The organism is Demequina aestuarii, from assembly GCF_000975095.1.
GTDB classification, from domain to species: Bacteria; Actinomycetota; Actinomycetes; order Actinomycetales; family Demequinaceae; genus Demequina; species Demequina aestuarii.
In genome coordinates this window covers 941,531-955,258 of record NZ_BBRD01000001.1, presented here as the reverse complement: position 1 = coordinate 955,258, position 13,728 = coordinate 941,531, and the positions used below count along the sequence as shown (strand labels likewise).

General features: G+C 70.7%; 12 protein-coding genes. 5 read left to right on the top strand and 7 right to left on the bottom strand.

Annotation, left to right across the window (positions count from 1 at the left end):
- Positions 1-31: 31 nt before the first annotated feature.
- The 5 genes from hemB to AOP72_RS04460 are packed head-to-tail and all read right to left on the bottom strand — an operon-like array spanning position 32 to position 4,767.
- Positions 32-1,018: a porphobilinogen synthase gene (hemB, locus tag AOP72_RS04480; RefSeq protein ID WP_062132964.1), complete on the bottom strand. Its 987-nt coding sequence runs from the start codon at positions 1,016-1,018 to the stop codon at positions 32-34.
- Positions 1,015-1,944: a uroporphyrinogen-III synthase gene (locus AOP72_RS04475; protein WP_062132961.1), complete on the bottom strand. Its 930-nt coding sequence runs from the start codon at positions 1,942-1,944 to the stop codon at positions 1,015-1,017. The genes hemB and AOP72_RS04475 overlap by 4 nt, the downstream gene beginning before the upstream one ends.
- A gap of 1 nt (position 1,945) precedes the next feature.
- Positions 1,946-2,863: a hydroxymethylbilane synthase gene (gene hemC, locus AOP72_RS04470; protein ID WP_062132958.1), complete on the bottom strand. Its 918-nt coding sequence runs from the start codon at positions 2,861-2,863 to the stop codon at positions 1,946-1,948.
- A 19-nt stretch (positions 2,864-2,882) separates the two neighbouring features.
- Complete coding sequence (locus tag AOP72_RS04465; RefSeq protein ID WP_062132955.1) at positions 2,883-4,124, bottom strand: MFS transporter; 1,242 nt, start codon at positions 4,122-4,124, stop codon at positions 2,883-2,885.
- A 31-nt stretch (positions 4,125-4,155) separates the two neighbouring features.
- Positions 4,156-4,767 (bottom strand): copper resistance CopC family protein, encoded by a 612-nt coding sequence (locus tag AOP72_RS04460; protein WP_062132951.1) that lies wholly within the window; start codon positions 4,765-4,767, stop codon positions 4,156-4,158.
- A 129-nt stretch (positions 4,768-4,896) separates the two neighbouring features.
- On the opposite strand from AOP72_RS04460, the gene AOP72_RS04455 reads away from it, so the two are divergent.
- From AOP72_RS04455 to AOP72_RS04445, 3 genes are read left to right on the top strand one after another with little or no spacing between them, the layout of a single operon-like run.
- The gene (locus tag AOP72_RS04455) at positions 4,897-6,066 is read left to right on the top strand and encodes a glycosyltransferase family 4 protein (protein ID WP_062132949.1); all 1,170 of its coding nucleotides are present in this window, start codon (positions 4,897-4,899) and stop codon (positions 6,064-6,066) included.
- Entirely contained in the window at positions 6,063-7,253 is a 1,191-nt protein-coding gene (locus AOP72_RS04450; protein ID WP_084631268.1) for a glycosyltransferase, read from the top strand. The genes AOP72_RS04455 and AOP72_RS04450 overlap by 4 nt, the downstream gene beginning before the upstream one ends.
- 16 nt (positions 7,254-7,269) lie before the next feature.
- A complete protein-coding gene (locus AOP72_RS04445; protein WP_193746353.1) occupies positions 7,270-8,046 on the top strand; it encodes an SGNH/GDSL hydrolase family protein in 777 nt (258 codons plus the stop codon).
- Between the two features lie 45 nt (positions 8,047-8,091).
- Here the strand turns inward: AOP72_RS04445 and AOP72_RS04440 are convergent, their stop codons facing one another.
- A complete protein-coding gene (locus tag AOP72_RS04440; protein ID WP_084631261.1) occupies positions 8,092-8,670 on the bottom strand; it encodes a DoxX family protein in 579 nt (192 codons plus the stop codon).
- Between the two features lie 162 nt (positions 8,671-8,832).
- On the opposite strand from AOP72_RS04440, the gene AOP72_RS04435 reads away from it, so the two are divergent.
- Entirely contained in the window at positions 8,833-10,779 is a 1,947-nt protein-coding gene (locus AOP72_RS04435; protein WP_062132939.1) for a M3 family metallopeptidase, read from the top strand.
- A gap of 24 nt (positions 10,780-10,803) precedes the next feature.
- Here AOP72_RS04435 and AOP72_RS13880 read toward each other — a convergent pair whose 3' ends face one another.
- On the bottom strand, positions 10,804-11,406 hold the full coding sequence (locus AOP72_RS13880; protein WP_062132936.1) for a TetR/AcrR family transcriptional regulator: 603 nt from the start codon (positions 11,404-11,406) through the stop codon (positions 10,804-10,806).
- Between the two features lie 67 nt (positions 11,407-11,473).
- On the opposite strand from AOP72_RS13880, the gene AOP72_RS04425 reads away from it, so the two are divergent.
- Positions 11,474-13,720, top strand: a complete 2,247-nt coding sequence (locus tag AOP72_RS04425; protein WP_062132933.1) for an exo-beta-d-1,3/1,6-glucosidase — start codon at positions 11,474-11,476, stop codon at positions 13,718-13,720.
- Positions 13,721-13,728: the final 8 nt, after the last annotated feature.

Below are 13,728 nucleotides of genomic sequence, written 5' to 3'. Positions count from 1 at the left end.
CTCCTCAGGGATGGTGCGGGGCGCTGGTCGCTCACGCGTCTCTCAGCCAGCCGGCGAGTTCCACCGCCGCGTAGGTCAGGATGATGTCGCCGCCAGCGCGAGCGATCGACGTGACCGCCTCCAGATGAGCGGCGCGCCGGTCGATCCATCCGCGCTCGGCGGCGGCCTCGATCTGCGAGTACTCGCCGGACACGTGGTACGCGGCGACGGGGACGGCCGATGCGGCAGCGACGTCGGCGAGCACGTCCAGATACGGCAGGGCGGGCTTGACCATCAGCATGTCCGCGCCCTCGGCCTCGTCGAGCGCGGCCTCGAGGATGCCCTCGCGACCATTCGCCGGGTCGAGCTGGTATGCGCGCCGGTCGCCCTGGAGGTCGCTCTCGACGGCGTCACGGAAGGGTCCGTACGCAGCGGAGGCGTACTTCGCGGCGTACGCGAGCACGCTGGTGGACGTGTGGCCGGCGCCGTCGAGAGCGTGGCGCACCGCGGCGACCTGGCCGTCCATCATGCCGCTCAGTCCCAGGACGTGTGCCCCGGCATGTGCCTGGGCCAGCGCCATCTGCGCGTAGACCTCGAGCGTGGCGTCGTTGTCGACCGAGCCGTCGCTCGCCATCACCCCGCAGTGGCCGTGATCGGTGAACTCATCGAGGCACAGGTCTGCCATGACCACGAGGTCGTCGCCTGCGGCCTCGACAGCCGCCGCGATCGCTCGATTGAGGATGCCGTCCGCCGCGCATGCCTGAGTGCCCGTCGCATCGCGCGTCTCGGGGATGGCGAACAGCATCACGCCGCCAATCCCCGCATCGGCCGCCCGACGCACCTCGGCGCCGATGCCTGCCAGTGCGTGCTGGCATACGCCGGGCATGGAGGCGATGGGGCGCGCCTCGGCGGCGCCTTCGCGCACGAACAGCGGCAGCACGAGCTGAGCGGGGTCCACGCGGGTCTCGCGCACCAGCCGGCGCATGGCCGGGGTGGTGCGCAAGCGGCGCGGCCTGCGCGCGGGCTGGGGAACGTTCATCGGTTGCCGTCGTCCTCGGGAAGGTCATCGGCTGCTGACTCGTCGGCGTCCGTCGCATCGTCGTCGGCGTGAGGGGCGGCGTCGTCCTCGCCTGCAACCGTCTCGGTCGCTTCGATCTGGGCGTCCTCGGCGTCCTCGTCGTCGTACGCCTCGGCGACGTCGGGATCGAGAGCCTCGAGCAGTCCTGCGACGATGCCGTCATAGGACGGCGCGGTGGCGACGGCACTCACCGTCAGGCCCGCGGCACGCGCCGAGGCTGCGGTCATGTCGCCGATCGCGACCACCATCGTGTGCTCGGGCAGATCCGGCACGGTCGCGGCGAAGCGCTCGGCCACGGAACCCGACGTCAGCAGCACCGCGTCGAACTCCCCCGCCTCGAGTTCCTCGCGCGTCGCGCGACCCACGCCTGGACCGTCGATGGTGCGGTAGGCCTCGACACCGTGCACCTGCCAGCCCTTGCGCTCCAGGCCCCGCGGCAGCACGGGGGCCGCCAGATTGCCCAGGGGCGCGAGCACACGGCCCGGCCCCTCGGGAAACTCCTCGACGATGCCGCGCGCGTTCTGACGCCCCGAGGGCACCAGCGCCACGTCTAGACCGAGGCTCTCGCACACTGTCCGGGTCGCCTCGCCGACCGTGGCGACCTTCGCCTCCGGCAGCGGTGCCGAGAGCGACATGCCGCGCGTGGATGCGATGCGGTTCATCTCACGCAGCGCGTTGCGGCTCGTCACCGCGAGCCAGTCGTAGTCGCCGGAGCACCACGCCAACGTCGCCTCCTCCAGAGCGTCCTGGTCCTCTGCGGGGGCGATCGCGATGAACTCCGCCTCCTCGACCACGGCGCCGGCCTGGGCGAGTCGCTGCGCCAAGTGGCGACGGTGTGCGGTCACCGGCACCAGCAGGCGCCGTCCTCGTAGAGCTGTGAGATCCATGTCAGTTCCTCCCCATCAGGCGGGCGGCTCCGCGCCCCAGCAACGTCCACCCGGTGCTGCGTCCCAGCGACGCAGCTTCACTGGCCGGTCCTCGCATCGACTCGTTGAGGGCGAGGGTACCGGCCACGTCCACGACCCGTGCCCTGAGCGACAGCTGCCCGCTCTCGACCGTCGCGTAGGCGCCGATCGGCGCGGAGCACCCCGCATCGAGCACGCCCAGCAGCGACCTCTCCGCCGTGACGGCGGCGCGCGTGGCCACGTCGTCAAGCGCGCGAACGATGTCCGCCCACTGCGCATCCGCCGTCGGCAGGATCTCGATCGCGAGCGCGCCCTGACCCGGAGCCGGCATCATGTCCTCCGGATCGATCAGTTCGGTGGCCTCGCCCAGGCGCCCGAGGCGCGCGAGGCCAGCAGCGGCCAGCACGACGCCGTCGAGGTCCGCCCCCACACGACCCAGCCTGGTGTCCACATTTCCGCGCAGCGGCTCGACCCGAAGGTCCGGCCGTACGGCCAGCAGTTGGGCCCCGCGCCGCGGCGAGCCAGTGCCGATCGCCGCACCCTCCGGGAGGTCGCGCAGTCCTGGACCGGTGGTGCACAGCGCGTCTCGCACGTCCTCGCGGGCGGACACGGCCGCGAGCTCGAGCTCCGGGTGGAGCTGCGTCGGCATGTCCTTGAGGGAGTGCACCGCGAGGTCGCAGGTGCCGTCGAGCACGGCCTCGCGGAGTGCGGCGACGAAGACACCCACCTCCGACAGCCCCACCAGCGAACCACGTGAGATGTCGCCATGAGTCGTGATCTCGACCAGCTCGACCTCGAGGTCGACCCCACGCTCCCGTGCGCGCTCGGTGAGCGCATCGGCCACCATGCCCGACTGGGTGCGGGCGAGAAGGGACGCGCGCGTGCCGAGTCGAAGCTTCATGTCCCCCACTTTTCCATAGTCACGCGGTGGGCCGCCGCCACTGGACCGGCCCGCGGTAGCCGGGGCCGACGATGACGATCACGAGTGCCGCCACCGCGAGGACGAGCGCGACCCAGGCCGGAGCCCGGTATCCGAATCCCCACGCGATGACCAGCGCGCCGAGACCGGTGCCCACGGCGGTCGCCGCATTGAGCGCGGCGTGCGCGAGCGCAGACCCGAGCGACGGGGAACCGTGCAGCACGTCCATCAGGTGCACCTGGGATGACTGCGAGAACACCTGGACGGAGGCTCCGAGCGCGACCAGCAGCACCACTGTCGCGACGGGGATGTCGCCGAACAGCCCGATTCCCAGGAGTGCGCACGCGACGCCCACGAGTCCCAGGCGTCCCGCACCCACGTGCGAGCGGTCAGTGAGCTGTCCGCCCAGCCACGCGCCGAGCGTCATGGCACCACCCCACGCCACGAGGATCCACGTGACCTGGCTCGGCGCGAAGCCATTGGTGATCTCCAGCAGGGGAACGATGTACGAGAACACCGCGCCAAGCCCCGCGAAGCCGACGGTGATGGCGACGATCGCGGTCCACAGCGGCCGGCCGTGCAGCGCGCGCAGCTCAGATCGAGGTGAGGCGGCGGGGTCGCCCGGCAGGTCGGGCGTGAACAGCCAGACTCCCACCAAGCCGATCGCGGCGATGATCGCCACCACGATGTACGCCATGCGCCACGAGGCGACATTCGACAGCCATTGCATGAGGGGAACCCCGACCACCAGGGACGTCGTGAGACCCAGCATGATGATCGACACGGCCTTGCCGCGACGTTCGCGGCCCAGGACGCTCATCGCCACGAACGACGCGACGCCGAGCAGCGCACCATGGGGAAGCCCCGCGACGAAGCGCACGACCAGCAGGACCTCGACGGTCGGGGCGATCACCGTCGCCACGGTCGTCAGCAGGAACAGCCCCGCCATCACCACGAGCAGCGGCCTGCGGCGCACGCGGCCCAGGCCCACCATGATCAGCGGCGCTCCGACCACGACGCCGACCGAGTACGCGACCATGGTGAGTCCGAGCACATCGATGGTCGTGCCGAGGTCCGCGATCTGGTCCTGCACCACGCTGGCCGCGCCGTTCTGGGTGAGTCCGATGCCGAACCCGATGACGGCGAACGCGGCGAGCACGTGCCAGGCCCGAGGATCGAGAGCAGTGCGCGGAACCTTCCAGCGCGGTTGCCCGGCGGCGAGGGTCGACGGGAGGTCCGTCATGCGGACCGTGCCCTGAGGTCGGTGGCGCGTGTCATCGCTGGCGGGCCCGGGCCGCGAGGATCGCGACGAGAGCGCCGCCCGCCGCGAGCACCCCGAGCAGGGGCAGGACCCAGGTGGGAATGTCGTCGGGCGCACCGGAGTCGGGGACGGTCGACGCAGTGGGAGACGGATCGGCCTCGGGAGTGGCGGGCGTCGCGACCTCCTCACCGGCGGGCTCGTCGTCCGTGGCGGCGGGGCTCTCCACCGGCGCCTCGGGCTCAGGCGCTCCTGCGTAGGTGAATGCGAGCACGCCCTCGATCGGGTGTCCGTCCTCGGCGACGATGCGCCAGCGCAGCTCCGTCTCTCCCGCGGACAGCTCGTCCTCGACGGATCCCGTCACGGCATTCGCCGAGGGGAACTGCGGCTCCAGCTCGTGCTCGGCGCCGTCAGCGTCGACAAGGGTGAGCTCGGCGCCGATGTCGAGCAGGTCGCCCGTGAACTCGAGCCGGACCTCGGTCAGCTGCTCGACCGTCGACCCCTGCTCCGGGGTCGACGCCCGCAGCTCGGTGTGGGCGAACGCCGGCGGTCCCCATGCGAGGACGAGCGCCGCGACGGCGGCGAGAACGAGCACTGGACGAGCAAGGCTGCGAGCATCGACGGACATGGTTCCTAGTGTCCCACTCTCGTCGCACGAGAATCCCCCGGCGCCGTCATCGCGCCGACACTCAACGTTCACGCGACATTCGTGACACCGAGGGTCGCCGTCGCTCCCCCGGGTGGCGACAATGGGGGCGTGAAGGTCGCACTGGTCGCCGAGTCGTTTCTGCCGCATGCGAACGGCGTCACCCACTCGCTCCTGCGCGTGATCGAGCACCTCACCGCTCGCGGCGACGAGGCTCTCGTCATCGCCCCGGAGGCGAAGGGGTCGGCCGGTCCGATCCGCTACGGCTCCGCGACCGTGAAGCGACTGCCGTCGATGGGCTGGCCGGGCTACGACGATGTGCGGGTGTCACTGTCAGGCTCGGCGCGCATCGGCCGGATGCTCGACGACTTCGAGCCGGACGTGGTGCATCTCGCGTCCCCCTTCATGCTCGGGTGGTCCGCGATTCGTGCTGCCAACGAACTGGACCTGCCGACGGTCGCCATCTACCAGACCGAGGTCCCCAGCTACGCGGGGAGCTACAACGCAGCGTGGGGCGAGCCGCTCCTGTGGAATCGCGTCCTGAACATTCACGCGCGGGCCGGCCTCACGCTGGCGCCGTCGACGTACGCGATGCGCCAGCTCGAACAGCTCGGAGTCCCGCGCCTGCGCCTCTGGCCGCGTGGCGTCGACACGGGCCGGTTCCGGCCCGACCTCCGCAACGCGGACCTTCGCGCCCGCTGGGCGCCGAATGGTGAGGTGATCGTGGGGTACGCGGGCCGCCTCGCTGCGGAGAAGCGAGTCGAGGACCTCGCCCGTCTCACGGAGATCGACGGGATTCGCGTGGTCATCATCGGAGACGGGCCTTCCCGATCCCGTCTCGAGGCGCTGATGCCGGACGCGGTCTTCACGGGCTTCCTCGCGGGCGACGAGCTCGCGCGCGCTCTTGCAAGCCTCGACGTGTTCGTGCACTGCGGCGAGCTCGAGACGTTCTGCCAGACCATTCAGGAGGCGCACGCCTCTGGCGTTCCTGTGATCGCACCGCGGCGCGGCGGCCCCATCGATCTCGTCGACACGGATCACACCGGCTACCTCTACCCCCCGGGACGGCTCGACGTCATGGTCGACGGGGTGCGCACGCTCGTCGCCGACACCGAGCGCCGCGAGCGCTTCTCCGCGAACGCCAGGGTGTCCGTGGAGGATCGGACCTGGCCGCGGGTGTGCGACACCCTCATCGGCTACTACGAGGAGGCGATCCGCGACCACGGCGCGACGCCAGTGCGCCCCTGGGACGTCCTGGAGCACGACGTGGTCGAACCATGAGGATCGCCCACATCGCGAACTTCTACGGCCCCACGTCTGGCGGCCTCCGTACAGCCATGCATGAGTTGGGACGGGGCTACCGCGAGCGTGGTCACGAGTATCTGATGGTGGTGCCCGGGCCGCACGATACTGACGAAGAGACCGAGTACGGACGGCGTGTCTGCGTCGCGAGCCCCGTGCTGCCGCTCTCCGGGGGCTACCGGATGATCACCCGGGTGGCACAGGTACGGGAGGTCTTGACGGGCTTCGCACCGGATGTGCTCGAGGTGTCCGATCGCACCACCTTGCGCGACCTCGGCACCTGGGCGGCGCGGCGCGGCATCCCGAGCGCCTTCTTCGCTCACGAGCGCGCGGACGGCGCGCTGGCGTCGCACCTGCCGGGATGGCTCGGCGGCGTCCTTCCGCTCGGCCGGATCGCGGATGCCCACAACAGGGGCACCGCGCGCCGCTTCGCCACCATCGTCTGCACCACTGACTACGCGGCAGAGGAGTTCGCACGCATCGGGCAGGAGACCGCCCACGTTCCGCTGGGCGTCGACCTGGAGCGTTTCCACCCCTCGCACCTCGACGCTGCGCTTCGCGCCGAGGTGGCCCAACCCGACGAGGCGCTGCTGCTGATGGCGTCCCGCCTCTCTGCAGAGAAGCGGCCCGATCTCGCCGTCGGCGCCGTGCGCGTCCTCACGGAGCGAGGACGCCGGGTGCGGCTGCTGAGCGCCGGCACCGGCGCGATCGAGTCCGCGGTCCGCGCCGATGCTGCGGGCCTGCCCGTGGACTTCCTCGGGTTCGTCAAGGGACGGTCACGCTTCGCGCGGCTGCTCGCGACGGCCGATGCGGTCATCGCACCTGGCCCCATCGAGACGTTCGGCCTCGCGGCCCTCGAGGCGCTCGCCTCCGGCACCCCCGCAGTAGTGAACGCCGCTTCGGCGCTCCCCGAGGTGGTGGGCGACGGCGGCGAACCGGCAGCGGGTACCGCGGAGGCGTTCGCGGATGCGATCGAGACAGTGCTGGACCGCGATGAGCCCACGCGCCGCGCCGTGGCCCGCGCGAGGGCCGAGACCATGCCCTGGTCCGCCACGGTCGAGGCGATGCTTGCGCTTCACACCCGCGCTCTGGGCGCTGACCTTGACCCTCGCAGCGGCGCGGCGGCACGACGCCGCGCACGCGAGAGAGCCCGCTCCGGGCGCTGACGGACGGAGGATCCCCGTGCCCGCACCTGTGGTCGTCGCGATCGGGGACTCCATCACCCTGGGGGTGGGTGACGGGGTCCAGGACGCCCGCGGCGAGGTGGGGTGGGCGGCGCATACGGCCCGCGCCCTGGGAGCCGCGACCTACCTGAACCTCGCGGCGAACGGCACACGGGTGCGCGACCTTGACGGGGCGCAACTCGCCTCAGCGGTGGCGGTGCGGCCTGACGTGGTGCTCGTCACCGCGGGTGGCAATGACGTCCTGCGCGGCGACTTCGACCCGATCGACGTCGAGCTCAGGCTCAGGGCGGCGTGGGAGCGGCTGTCACGCCCGGGATGCCTGGTGGTCACGGTCACGATCGACAGGATCGGACTGTTCGACCTGCTTCCGGCGGCGGTTGGTGCGGTCATGGCGCGACGGGTCCACGCGCTCAACGGCGCGATCCGTGGGGCGGCAGAGGCGACGGGCACCATCGTCGTCGACGGGGCGCTGGTGTTCCGCCACGCCGGCCGGTCGGCATGGCACATCGACCGCATCCACCCTTCTCCGCTCGGGCACCGCGCCATCGCGGCCGGCGCCCTCGAACGACTGGCGCCGTGGTGGGCACCGGTGGCCCCCATCGAGCCCCCGCCCGTGCCGCCCCGCGCGGCGGAACGTGCCTGGTGGCTGATGCGCAAGGGCGCGCCCTGGGCCGCACGGCGCAGCCGCGATCTGATTCCGCAGGTGGCTCAGGCGGTCACGCACGAGATGCTCGAGGAGCGACGGGCGCGGCTGCGCGGTGCGGCTCGCGCCTGAAGGCGTGGGCCGCACCGCCGCAGCGTCGTCCGCGCAGGGCGGGTGCTAGACGAGCCAGCGGTTCTTCTGGACGATCGGCAGCCGGCGCCACCAGTTGCCCAGGCCCACTGCCTGCCAGGTGCGCTCGAGGAGCACGATGGCGATGATCGCGAGGATCTGGAGGATGTGGTCGTCCATGAACGGGTTGGTGGTGTTGCCGCCCGCGTTCGGCCACGCGTGAGAGACGTACATCATGGCGAGGAGCAGCGATCCGGCTACTGCCGCGACGCGAGTGCCGATGCCGAGAATCAGCGCGAGGCCGACTCCGGCGAGCCCGATCATGAAGCCCCAGTCCGTCCAGCGCTGGTCGGCGAGACCGATGAAGAAGTCGGCGAACGGGCCGGACGATGACGCGAGGTAGCCCTGCGTGACGGCACCTCCCTCGAGCCAGGCGCGCTCACACATCACCTGGATCGAGCCGTCGTCCTGGCGGCAGGTCGAGAAGCCCAGTCCGAACAGCTTGTCCAGGAACGCCCACAGGAAGATCCAGCCGATCGCGATGCGGGTGAGGCTGAGGAAGATCCAGCCCGTGCGCGACCCGACGGGTCCGGTTGCGTGGTCCTCGTTGTGCTCCATTGCAGACATGACAGTGCTCCTCGGGGTCTGAATCGGTCGTTCGCTCCCGACCGTAGCGAAGAAGGACGCAGGAAGCACGGCGAGAACCCGCAGGGACAGCGCGTGTCGCCGGGATCCAGGGGGCTGCCGGGCCCCGTCTGGGACGTACGTCCCGGGAGTACAGTCGTCGCCATGAGCCGAGCGCCCTCCTTCGTGACCCTTCCCACCGCCGACGCCGACTGGTTGGCCTTTGCCGAGAACTACGTGTCCGAGCGGCTCGACACCGCGCGGGCTCGCCTCGGAACACTCACGGCTGACGACGCTCTCACCGCCACGGAGGTGCTGGCGGCGTGGAACGCAGCGGACATCGCGATCACCCACGCGCACCAGCTCATGGAGAGCATCTCCGAGGTGCACCCCGATCGCGAGGTGCGCGTGCGGTGCACCGAGCTCCAGCAGCGCACACAGCGGTTCCGGACCGCACGCGACGGCGACCCTTCGCTCTACGCCGCGGTGGCCGGGGCGCTCCGCGATGCCTCGCTCGAGGGCGACGACGCGTATGCACGGGATCTCATTCTCGAGGACTTCAGGCTGGCAGGCGCCCACCTCGAGGCGGATCAGCGCGAACGGCTCGCCTCCATCGACGACGCGCTCTCGTCCGCCACGACCGAGTTCTCCGAGAACATCCGCGAGGACACGCGGCGCATCCGTGTCGCGCCGTCGGCACTCGCCGGTCTTCCTGAGGACTACGTCGACGCGCACCCCGCGGGCGACGATGGCCTGGTCGAGATCACGACGGATTACCCCGACATGACGCCGTTCCTCGACATGTCGAGCGACGCCGATGCGCGCGAGCAGCTCCTGCGCGCCGACTACCAGCGCGCGTACCCCGCGAATGACGAGGTGCTGGGGCGCCTGTTGCGCCTCCGTGATGAGAAGGCGCGGCTGCTGGGATTCAACGGCTGGGCTGACTACGCGACCGCACGCATGATGATGACGGACGGCGACGGCATCGAGACGTTCCTCGCGGGCGTGGAGGCGGCGGCGAGGCCGGCGGGCGAGGCCGACGCAGCGATGCTGCTCGAGCGCAAGCGCCGCGACGTGCCCGAAGCCACGCAGCTGCTCGTGTCCGACTCCCGCTTCTACATCGAGACCCTCAAGACCGAACGGTTCGGCGTCGATGCGCGCGAGGTGCGCCGCTACCTCGACTACGAGCGGGTGCGCGACGGCATCCTGGACCTCGCGGCCGAACTGTTCGGCGTCGCGTTCTCCCCGGTCCCCGACGCTCCCCGCTGGCACGACGATGTCCAGGTCTTCGATGTCGTCGACGGGGACGACGCGATCGGCCGCATCTACCTCGACATGCACCCGCGCCCGGGGAAGTACGGCCACATGGCCTGCTTCCCCCTCGTCACGGGGATCGGCGGACAGCACCTGCCCGAAGGCGCACTGGTGTGCAACTTCCCGCGTGGCCGGATGACGTTCGACGACCTCGAGACCTACCTGCACGAGTTCGGCCACCTGCTGCACGTGGTCTTCTCCGGTGGCGTGCGCCACTCTCGACTCGCCGGGCTGTCGGAGCAGGGCGAGTGGGACTTCGTCGAGGCGCCATCGCAGCTGCTCGAGGAGTGGGCCTGGACGCACGAGGTGCTGGCGCGCTTCGCGATCGACGACGACGGGGTGCCGATTCCCGCGGAGCTCGTGGAGGCGCTGCGGGCGAGCCGCGACCTCGGCGCGGGCCTCATGACGTGCCGCCAGCTCGTGTATGCGCAGCTGTCCTACCGACTCCACCGCGACATCCCCGAGGACCTCGCGAGCGCATCGGCCGCCATCGAGCGCGAACTGGACGTGCGCACCCCGCTCGACGGGACGCACCAGTACGCCTCCTTCGGCCACCTCACCACGTATTCCGCCTGCTACTACACGTATCAGTGGAGCCTCTCGATCGCCAAGGACCTGTTCACCGGCTTCGACCCCGAGCACCTGCTGGACCAGGGCCGGACGCGCCGTTACCGGGACACCGTGCTGGCGCCGGGCGGTTCGCGGCCCGCGACGCGCCTGATCGAGGACTTCCTGGGCCGACCGTTCAGCACTCGGGCCTACGAGGAGTGGCTGGCAGGCCTGGCCGCTCCGGAATAGCGAGCCGGCTCCAGAGCCAGGACGCTAGAGAGGCTGCGTCAGCTGAGCGTCGATGTGCGCCTTGACGAGGTCGCCCATCGGCGTGGGCCTCGCGCCCATCAGCCACTGCACCTGCAGTCCATCCATCAGCGCGACCAGCTGGGAGGCGGCCGCCGCAGGGTCGATGCCGGGCCGCAGCGCGCCGCGGTCGCGCGCCACCTCGTAGGCGGAGGTGACGCGCGCGAGCAGACTTGCGTAGCGCCTCGCAAAGTACTCGTGAGCTGGGTGGTCAGCGCCCGTCGCCTCGGCAGAGAGCACGGCATAGAGCTCGACGATCCCTCGCTGCGTCTCGTTGTGGCGGGCGGAGGCGACCAGGCTGCGCAGCGAGTCGAGGCCCAGCTCACCGCGCACCGGGCGGTCCTTGGAATCCACGTGGTCGCGGTACTCGAGCACCGCGCTGAGCAGGGACGCCTTGGTCGGGAAGTGGTACAGCAGGCCCGGATGGGTGAGACCCGCGCTGGCCGCGATGTCGCGCAGCGAGCTCCCGCGGTAGCCGCTGACGGCGAACTGACGCATCGCGGCGTCCAGGATCTGGGCACGCGTGTCGCGCCCCTTCTGGTAGCCGTCGCCGTCTCGGTCCGCATCCATAACTGCCAACTTACCACGCGGTAGGTTTGGTGCTACCGTGAGAGCGCTGGAAGGCGAAAGGATACGCGTGAACGACACGGCCCCCTACCTCGACTCGACTCTCGCGACCGCTGAGCGCGTCGCGGACCTGGTGTCCCGCATGACACTGCCCGAGAAGGTGGGGCAGATGATGCAGCTCAACGCCAAGGAAGGCGTCGCCCACCTGGTCAACGACTTCCATGTCGGCTCGATTCTGCACACCTCTCCGGAGAGGGTGCTCGAGGCCCGCGAGCTCGTCGAGGGCACCCGCCTGCGCATCCCGCTCCTGGTCGGAGAGGACTGCATCCACGGCCACTCGTTCTGGGAGGGCGCCGAGATCTACCCGACGCAGTTGGGGCTGGCGGCGTCGTGGGACCGCGACCTGCTCGTCCGCGTCGCGCGCGCGACCGCGGTCGAGGTGGCGGCGACCGGCGTCCACTGGACCTTCTCCCCCGTGCTGTGCATCGCCCGCGACCTCCGCTGGGGTCGCGTGTCCGAGACCTTCGGCGAGGACCCCTTCCTGCTCGGCGAGCTCGCATCGGCGATGGTCGCCGGCTACCAGGGCGACGGCCTGGCGGACCCGACCGCCATCCTCGCGACCGCAAAGCACTTCGCCGGCTATTCCGAGACCCAGGGCGGGCGCGACGCCTCCGAGGCCGACATCTCGCGCCGCAAGCTTCGCTCCTGGTATCTGCCGCCATTCGAGCGCGTGGCGCGCGAGGGATGCGCGACCTTCATGCTCGGCTATCAGTCCATCGACGGCACCCCGATCACGGTCAACGACTGGCTCCTGAACGACGTGCTGCGCGGCGAGTGGCAGTACGGCGGCACGCTCATCACCGACTGGGACAACGTGGGCAACCTCGTCCGCGAGCAGCGCATGTACCCCGACTACGCCGAGGCATCGGCGGCGGCGGTGAACGCCGGCAACGACATGATCATGACCACCCCATCGTTCTTCGACGGCGCTCAGCAGGCCGTCGAACGAGGGCTGCTCGAGGAGTCGCGGATCGACGAGGCCGTCTCGCGCATCCTCACCCTCAAGTTCGACCTGGGGCTGTTCGAGGACCCGCGCCTGCCCGACGTCGACCGTCAGCGGGAGGTCATCGCCCAGCCGGCGCACCGCGAGCTCGGGCTCGAGACGTCGCGACGATCGCTCGTCCTGCTCGAGAACGACGGCCTGCTGCCGCTGGACCCCGCCGGCGCACCCCGAAGGATCGCGGTGGTGGGCCCCAATGCCGACGACGCGCAGACGCAGCTGGGCGACTGGGCTGGCAGTTCCGGCCAGGCGGACTGGCTGCCCGATGGGCAACCGCGCGACATGATCACCACCGTGCTGGACGGCCTGCGGGAGCGGGTGCCCGACGGCTGGGACGTCAGCCACGCGCGCGGCGCGGACATCATCTCCACCGGCCCCGACCCCGCCGGCGAGTTCTTCCCGGACGGGCAGCCGCGCCCCCTCATCGCGATGCCTGTCGGGCCCGACGAGGCGATGATCGCCGAGGCAGTGGACGCGGCCCGCGACGCCGACACCGTGGTCGCAGTGCTCGGCGACCGCATCGAGCTCATCGGTGAGGGAAAGTCCACCGCCACCCTCGAGCTGCTGGGCGGCCAGACCGCGCTGCTCGATGCCCTGGTCGAGACAGGCACCCCGGTGATCCTCGTCGTGCTCGCGTCCAAGCCGCACGTCCTGCCCGCCTCGGCCGAGCGCGCATCGGCCATCATCTGGGCGGCGAACCCTGGAATGGCCGGGGGCCGCGCGATCGCAGAGCTGATCCTGGGCCACATCGAGCCCACCGGCCGCCTGCCGATCTCGTGGCCGCGCCACGTCGGCCAGCAGCCCACGTTCTACAACCAGATCGACGCCCAGCACGGCTATCGCTACGCCGACCTCACGCAGGAGCCCCAGTGGGTGTTCGGCGAGGGACGCACCTACACGACCCTCGAATACTCGAACCTGCAGATCCTGCCGCCGCGCGAGGGCGCAGAGGACCAGATCTTCGCTCAGGTCACGGTGACCAACACCGGCGATCGTGCCGCTCTCGAGACCGTGCAGGCGTACGTCCGCGACGAGGTGACGAGCGCCACCTGGGCGGATCGCGAGCTCAAGGCGTACCGTCAGGTGTGGGTCAGGCCTGGAAGTGCGGAAGACGTCGAGGTCCAGATTCCGGTCGCGTCGTGCACGATGGTGGATGCGAACGGAGTGCGCCGGGTCGAGCCCGGTGACTTCACCCTGCTGGTGGGCCCGTCATCGCGCCTGAACGATCTGCTCGCCGCGCGATTCCGCATCGGATGACGTCTCTG